Below are 7,551 nucleotides of genomic sequence, written 5' to 3'. Positions count from 1 at the left end.
AAACTGAACGAAAAGTCGCCTTTTTTGTTTTACACGTGTTTTATGAGATGAAAAACGAAAGTTTTTCAGTGGCCTCGTACAATACCGGAACCATCTTTTAAGTGCTTAATTTTTAAAGGTCCTTTTATTAAACTGTCCATTTTATAGGGTACAGTTCATATATTGGTTCTCCTCGTTTTTATGAAATCTTATCTTCTATATATAGGCAATGTATGTTTCCCTTGAATTAAGTTCCACTCATCCGAACTTCTTAGAAGTTTAATATTTAACAATGCTTTGCCATCTACGATTTCAATATCAATTTGACCTTGTTTACCAAATTGATTAAAAATTAAAGTTGCTTTATTATCTTTGAATGTTACAGTACCGTCTATATATGCTATATCTTCAGCGTTATCGGAATAAGAAGATACACCGACAACTGCTTCGTTTTCAGAAATAGGACTAATCTTCATCATTGTGAAAGCTGGGCCGATATACGGTGGTTTCGTCGGTAGTTCTTGTTCTGACCATGTTCCTTGAACGTTGTATAGAATAGAAGTTGGTTTTGCATCAGGATTCCATGCACCGTCTTTATCGAGATAGTACCATTGTAATTGATCGTCGACAAACCATCCAGTTTTCATTGCACCGCTTTTATCAAGGAAGTACCATTTGTTTTGGTCAAGTACCCAACCTGTTTGCATAATACCCTTTGCATTTAAAAAGTACCATCTGTTTTGATCAAGAACCCATCCAGTGTGCATAGCGCCATCTTTATTTAAGTAGTACCAATCATATGGTGAGTTTTGATGCCATCCAGTTTTCATGACACCATCTTTTCCAAGAAAGTACCATTTCCCACTGTCGGAAACCCACCCATACTGCATAACACCGTTTTTATTGAAGAAGTACCACTTTTCATCTTGTTTTAGCCATCCAGTGTGCATAGCGCCATCTTTATTTAAAAAATACGAATGTGGTCCTTCTTGATACCATCCAGTTTTCATGACACCATTTTTTTCAAGGAAATACCAATTGTTATTTATGTTTACCCATCCTGTTTCCATTTTTTCATTTATGTAGTAATACCATGCGTGTTGTTTTTGTACCCAGCCGGTTATTGGAGTAGACTGTTTATTTGTTTCTGCATAAACATGAGGTTGTATTCCGCTAAACAATATACCTGCAACAAATAACATACTAACGATTTGTTTTTTCATGATAATCTGCTCCTTTTTTAGAAAAATGCCTTTCTCTACTACTAATATATCTAACTAATAAAACAAATTCAATACTTTTATTGCAAATATGTTACAAGATTATTACAAAAGTATCAAAAACATTTCTTTTCGTAAGGAATAAAATCCCCATTATCATTAGTATGCAAAGGAGTTTTAAAATCCTTCTTGCTAGCTGTTTCTTTTCCATTCTATTATAGAAGGAAGAAATTCGTAAAAATTAGCAATGTGGTTTTGATTCTCTAGCATTTTTCATAGGATGCTAGAAAAATTTTCTGTTAGATATTTTAAACATGTAAGTGTATATTCTGTAAAGAAAAAGAGGAGAAATGTAATGAAGCGAATGATTACATCAATATGTGTAGCAGGAAGCTTATTAATAGCACCTATACAAAGTTTTGCAGAAGTAAAGACAGGTGGAAATCAGCAAATTGTCGTAAAAGATGGCTGGGTGTTTGAACAAAACAATTGGTATTACTATGTGAATAATGTGCCGGCAAGCGGATGGAAAAAGATTCAGGGAACGTGGTATTACTTTGAGAGTAACGGCGTAATGAAAACAGGTTGGTATTTTGACGGAACGAATTGGTTTTATATGAATAGCAATGGTGGAATGGAGACAGGATGGAAAAAGATTCAAGGAACGTGGTATTACTTTGAGAGTAATGGCGTAATGAAAACAGATTGGTATTTTGATGGAACGAATTGGTTTTATATGAATAGCAATGGTGGAATGGAGATTGGTTGGAATAAAATAGGCGGGGCATGGTATTACTTTGAGAATAGCGGTGTATGGGTTGCAAGCAATGATGCTGACTATTTATATACAATAGGAGAAAATCAACAGCTTATTCTTGTGACGGCAAATGATTATGGAACTAGTAAGGCAGAAATTCAAACATTCGAGAAGCGAAATAATAAATGGTATCCAGTGTATGCTGCTATGCAAGGATATATTGGACGTGATGGATTTGCTTATACAATGGCAGAAGGAGGAAAAAGTTCTCCGCGCGGTAAATATACAATTGGAACAGCTTTTGGTCGCTACGGTAATCCAGGAACAAAACTACCATATCGGCAAATTACATCAAATGATGTTTGGGTGGATGATTCTAATTCACCTTTATATAACACGTGGCAGCAAAAACCAGCAAATGACCGTTGGAGCAGTGCCGAAAATATGAATATTCCTCAATATGATTATGGGTTTGTGATTAACTATAATACAGAACGAATAGCTGGAGCTGGCTCGGCGATTTTCTTCCATATTTCAGATATGTATACATACGGTTGCACAGCAACATCTCGGGAAAATGTTCTTTCTGTTTTAAGATGGTTAAATCCTGCTAAAAGTCCTGTGATTGTACAAACACCGGAGAGTGAACTGAAATATTATTAAACGAAAGAAAGTGTCCGTCAGTGGGGGACTTACTGCCCACGAATAGCGGGATTAAAGAGTGATATAAAAAAAGAAGGTGGCACGATGATAGGATCCCCCTTATTGTAGACAGTAAAAAGAAAGCACATTAATCTGTTTACTATGGAGGGGATTTTTCTATGGGCAAAATTAGTGTTTATTTAGGGAAAAGAATTTTTATTAAAATAAAGTTTTAGACCAGAAAGTTAATTTTAAATTTTGATAATGAAATGCTATGTAGACTTCATGTATATACAGTATCTAATAGTTTTATGTATCTTAAGTTGGAGTTATATTCAAGCAAAAAACGAGTAAGGAGACAGAACTATGGATAAGCAAGTTGTTATTGAGGAGCATACACTAGAATGGGCACTACAATTTAAAGAAGAACAAAGGATTCTAAATAATATAAAGGTGTTTTCACATATGGAAAACACCTTTTCAAGCTAATTGAAACTACCAGCTAGCCACCTCAACATCCGCTTTTAACCATTTTTCCCAAAGTGGATCTTCTATTTTAAGTAAGCTTAATGAAGTGCCTTGCATGTCTAAGGAGGTTAGATGGGTTCCGACTTTGACAAATCGAATATCTAATCCTTCAAGCTCACACAAACGGCGAATGTCATTTGCGAAGATATACTGTTCCATTAATGGAGTAGCACCTAATCCATTAATCAAGATGGCAAACTTATCACCTTTTTTCCAGCGGTAAATACTTTTGAGCTTATTCATAAGCTCGATTGCCAATTTTTCAGAAGAAGATAATACTTCTTTTCGGTATCCTTTCTCTCCATGGATGCCGACTCCGTAAAAGACTTCATTGTCTTGTAAGGTAAAAGAAGCCTTTCCTTGGATAGGGTCGGTTGCTGGAGAGAGCGCAACTCCTAATGTATGCAGATTCTGAATAACAGAATGGCTGATGTCTGTTAATTGTTGTAATGAATAGCCTTCAAGAGCTGCTGCTCCAAGTATTTTATGAACGAAAACCGTACCAGCTACTCCTCGTCTTCTTTTATTAAAGGAAGCATCATCTTCAATAGAAACATCGTCATTCACAATGACATGATCAACAAGTCTTCCTTCCTCTTTTACTAAAGATTCAGCAGTTAAAAAGTTTTCTACGTCAGCTTGAAAGTTTTTAATGATGAATAGGACGCCCTTGTCTTTGGGCACAGAGCGAACTGCCGCTACTATTTGTTCTGGTGTAGGAGGGGTGAAAATTTCTCCATTGACTGCCGCTGAAAGCATACCTTTTCCTACATAACCAACATCAGCTGGTTCATGCCCGCTACCGCCGCCACTTATGATGACAACATCTTGCCTAATTTCGGCAAGGTCTTTCTGATAAATGATGTTGTGTTCTCGGTTATAAGATATTCTATCGTTATGTTCAAAATAAAAACCATGCAACATATCTTGAACAATATTTTGAGCATCATTCATAATTTTTTTCATTGTTTTTCCACCTTATGATTTGTTTGCTGATTGCTTTAGTAAAAGGACTAATTGATTGTTTATCATATTTTTCATCATCGAAGACATGATAGACGGATCAATAGCGCAATGATTCTCAATCCAATCTTTTATTGTCCCAACAAATCCGTGACTATAAAAAGAGGCCAGTGTATCTTTTTTTACCTCAGAAATTGCTAATTTACAGCCAATTAATAGTTCATCGATGATTTTGAGATATAAGTTTTTCGTATGTTCAAAGAGATAATAATTAAATGAATTTTGCTCGATTACTTTAAATGCATTTCGGTAGAAGCATTGGTTTTGGTAAAAGTAATCAAATAATAGGTCGAAAATATTTCCCCATTTTTCATAATCAAGAAAGTCTATAATATTCTCTTTTGTTTCTTCTTTATAAATCCAACTTAACAATTCAAATTTATCTTTAAAGTGATAATAAAAAGTTTGCCTGCGCATCTGACAATTTAACATAATGTCACTCACGGATATTTTATGAAAAGGTTCAGTTTCCATTAATTTTTTTAATGAGTTGGCCATGATTTTTTTTGAAATGATAGAAGAGGTCATTATAATCATCCCTACAGCTTTATTCGTTTTTAATAATTAACATCCTACCTATAAATGAAGTGGGTGTCTTTAGACAAATCGTTCATTTTGTCCGTTTACCATAAAACGCTTTCATTTTATTATAGTTAATAAGAATGCGCTTTCAAATATATCATAATTCAGAAGGGTATGTATTATGGCAGCTCTATGGAAGTGTGGAAACGAATAGGTTTGCGAAGAGTGTAACAAAACTTACAGAGGAGGAATAAGAAATGAAAAAAATTATAAATCAACCTGAAACGCTCGTTATGGAGATGTGCAATGGGATGGTGATGGCTCATCCGGAACTGGAGTTGTTAAAAAAGTATAAAGTAATCAAGAAAAAAGAAATGAACGACAATAAGGTTACTTTAATTAGCGGTGGTGGAAGTGGACATGAACCGGCACATGCAGGGTTAGTTGGAAAAGGGATGCTGGATGCGGCAGTATGCGGAGATGTGTTTGCTTCTCCATCGCAAATACAGGTGTATCAAGCGATTAAAGCAACAGCTAGTAAAAAAGGTACGCTGCTCATTATTAAAAATTACAGTGGCGATATCATGAACTTTAAAAATGGTGCTCACTTAGCTACTGAGGATGGCATTGAAGTAGAATATGTCCGCGTAGATGATGATATTGCAGTAGAAGATAGTCTTTATACAGTGGGACGCCGCGGTGTTGCGGGAGTTGTGCTAGTACATAAAATAGCTGGTGCGGCAGCGGAAGAAGGTATGGATTTAATGCAGGTGAAAGCTGTAGCGGAAAAAGCAGCGGCAAATGTTCGAACAATTGGTCTTGCATTAACTTCCTGCACGGTTCCGGCGAGTGGATCACCTACTTTCAAATTAGGTGAAGATGAAATGGAATATGGCGTTGGCATTCATGGAGAGCCAGGCAGAAAACGGGAAAAAATTGCGACTGCAGATGAATTGGCCTTACGCATGACAAATGACCTTGTGAAAGATTTAGGACTAGATGAAGATGCTGAAATTGCACTTCTAGTAAACGGATTTGGCGGCACACCGCTTCAAGAACTGTATCTGTTTAACAATGCAGTTACGAGAGAGTTAAGTAAAAGAATTATACGAATCAATAGAACGTTTGTCGGTAATTACATGACGAGTATTGATATGGCTGGAATTTCTCTAACAGTGATGAAACTAGACGATGAGCTGAAGACATTGCTATCGAAAGAATGTAATACACCTGCGTTTAAAGTAGATGGACCAATTGAGAGTGTAGAATACGTTGATATTGCGGAGCACGAAGAAGAGAAGCCAGTTTTCTTTGAGACGGAAACAGCTGAAGAACATGCAATCATTAAGAATGAGGTAATCACATTAAATAATATGATTTATCTTATAGATAAAATGAGCGAAGTTATTATTAAGAACGAAGTACCATTCTGCGAACTGGATACGCATGCAGGTGATGGTGATTTTGGAATGAGTGTCGCGAAAGGATTTAAACAATTAAAGCGTGAATGGAGCTCGATTTTAGATCAAGAGCATTTAAATATTGGAACTTTCCTTGATGCGTGTTCTATGGTGATTATGGAACATTGCGGTGGAGCTTCTGGTCCAATTTGGGGCGGAGCTTTCCGAGCTGCAGGTAAGGCTATGGAAGGGAAAATGGAATTGACAGTTGGAGAGTTTGCTGAAATGTTGCAAGCTGCACTTCATGGTATACAGTCTATCGGTGAGCGCTCTTTCGGAAGAGGAGCAGAAGTAGGCGATAAGACGCTTGTAGATGCGCTTGTACCTTGTGCAAATGCTTGGTCAGAAAGCGCTGCAGCTGGCATGAACTTTAAGACTGCTTTTGAAAAAGGAGCAGCGGCTGCCGTTAAAGGAGCGGAATATACAAAAGAAATTGTCGCTCGAATGGGCCGAGCTGGTACGGTTGGTGAAAGAAGCTTAGGTTATCCTGATGCTGGTGCCTATGCGCTAGGGGTTATTTTTACGGAGCTTTCTCGTAGTTTAAGATAATGGTATTTCGGGATACTGGAAAGTCTCAATTGTGTAGGTGAATAGAAGGAAAATAAGAAAGAGGCAACGCCAAATAAAAAGGTACCTTATGAAGCAGCAGGTACCTTCTTAAGATAGATAATTAATGTTTATGAAAACATAAAAAAGGAAGAGAATTATAAAAATTCTCTTCCTTTTTTATTTACGCGAAATTTCATGTTCATTAGCTGTTTAGTTCATCGGAAAATGCTGTAGAATTCACCAACAGTATAAAACATGGTTTTTAGATGTAATATCGCATATTAAAATATATTGATACATTAATAAGAGCTTACTATAATAAGAGTATAAAGATTCATAATATCTTAATATTAAAAAGGAGGAAATGATTATGGCAATCGCAATGGCAGTTTTAACATTCTTAGGTGGAGTACTTCCATTAGTAACAACACTTATAAAAGCATTCATGTAATATAATTCTCTGCACTTATTTTTTAAAATTATCATACAAATGATCTGTACCTCAACTAATAATTAGTTGAGGTACAGATCATTTGTGTGAGCAAACTTTAAACAAGAAAAAGAATCCCATAAATCATAAGGGATTCTTTTTCTTTATGTGTAATTATGGCTTTAATGTTTTTCCACTCTTTCTTTGTTGTACCCTACAAAAGAAAACAAGAAAGATACCTATTTTGAAACAAGTCATATGGCATACTGTGAAATACCGTTAAATCTATTTCATTAAAACATCCCAATAGGGTTTACTCTATTGGGATGTTTTTGTGAATAAAAGATTTATGCTATTTAGCCTATATTTCCGTTGAAATGTAGACGGGTACGCCTTTTAGTCGTTATTTTCTTATTAGCATTACGCATATTGATTTTATGA

General features: G+C 35.8%; 6 protein-coding genes. 3 read left to right on the top strand and 3 right to left on the bottom strand.

Features of this window, described 5'->3' with window-relative positions:
- Nucleotides 1–188: 188 nt before the first annotated feature.
- The gene (locus JDS96_RS20415) at nt 189–1,202 is read right to left on the bottom strand and encodes a PspC-like choline-binding domain-containing protein (protein WP_199667856.1); all 1,014 of its coding nucleotides are present in this window, start codon (nt 1,200–1,202) and stop codon (nt 189–191) included.
- Nucleotides 1,203–1,554: 352 nt separating this feature from the next.
- Between JDS96_RS20415 and JDS96_RS20410 the strand changes: the two genes are divergently transcribed.
- Together JDS96_RS20410 and JDS96_RS32845 are read left to right on the top strand one after the other, a co-directional pair.
- A complete protein-coding gene (locus tag JDS96_RS20410) occupies nt 1,555–2,619 on the top strand; it encodes a cell wall-binding protein (RefSeq protein ID WP_199667855.1) in 1,065 nt (354 codons plus the stop codon).
- A 345-nt stretch (nt 2,620–2,964) separates the two neighbouring features.
- Nucleotides 2,965–3,087 (top strand): hypothetical protein, encoded by a 123-nt coding sequence (locus JDS96_RS32845; protein WP_018766963.1) that lies wholly within the window; start codon nt 2,965–2,967, stop codon nt 3,085–3,087.
- A 6-nt stretch (nt 3,088–3,093) separates the two neighbouring features.
- On the opposite strand, the gene dhaQ is transcribed toward JDS96_RS32845, so the two are convergent.
- Together dhaQ and dhaS are read right to left on the bottom strand one after the other, a co-directional pair.
- Nucleotides 3,094–4,092 carry a DhaKLM operon coactivator DhaQ gene (gene dhaQ, locus JDS96_RS20405; protein WP_199667854.1) on the bottom strand — a complete coding sequence of 333 codons (999 nt, stop codon included), beginning with the start codon at nt 4,090–4,092 and terminating at the stop codon, nt 3,094–3,096.
- Between the two features lie 12 nt (nt 4,093–4,104).
- The gene (dhaS, locus tag JDS96_RS20400; protein WP_199667853.1) at nt 4,105–4,677 is read right to left on the bottom strand and encodes a dihydroxyacetone kinase transcriptional activator DhaS; all 573 of its coding nucleotides are present in this window, start codon (nt 4,675–4,677) and stop codon (nt 4,105–4,107) included.
- A 251-nt stretch (nt 4,678–4,928) separates the two neighbouring features.
- Between dhaS and dhaK the strand changes: the two genes are divergently transcribed.
- The gene (gene dhaK, locus JDS96_RS20395) at nt 4,929–6,680 is read left to right on the top strand and encodes a dihydroxyacetone kinase subunit DhaK (RefSeq protein ID WP_199667852.1); all 1,752 of its coding nucleotides are present in this window, start codon (nt 4,929–4,931) and stop codon (nt 6,678–6,680) included.
- Nucleotides 6,681–7,551: the final 871 nt, after the last annotated feature.

It is taken from the genome of Bacillus cereus group sp. N21 (assembly GCF_016483395.1).
GTDB lineage: Bacteria > Bacillota > Bacilli > Bacillales > Bacillaceae_G > Bacillus_A > Bacillus_A pseudomycoides.
This window is presented reverse-complemented; position numbering and strand designations above follow the sequence as displayed.

Bases quoted from the DNA above. Each gene is read 5' to 3' on its own strand.
- JDS96_RS20410 (WP_199667855.1), top strand. From the start codon at position 1,555: ATGAAGCGAATGATTACATCAATATGTGTAGCAGGAAGCTTATTAATA.
- dhaS (WP_199667853.1), bottom strand. From the start codon at position 4,677: ATGACCTCTTCTATCATTTCAAAAAAAATCATGGCCAACTCATTAAAA.
- dhaQ (WP_199667854.1), bottom strand. From the start codon at position 4,092: ATGAAAAAAATTATGAATGATGCTCAAAATATTGTTCAAGATATGTTG.
- JDS96_RS32845 (WP_018766963.1), top strand. From the start codon at position 2,965: ATGGATAAGCAAGTTGTTATTGAGGAGCATACACTAGAATGGGCACTA.
- JDS96_RS20415 (WP_199667856.1), bottom strand. From the start codon at position 1,202: ATGAAAAAACAAATCGTTAGTATGTTATTTGTTGCAGGTATATTGTTT.
- dhaK (WP_199667852.1), top strand. From the start codon at position 4,929: ATGAAAAAAATTATAAATCAACCTGAAACGCTCGTTATGGAGATGTGC.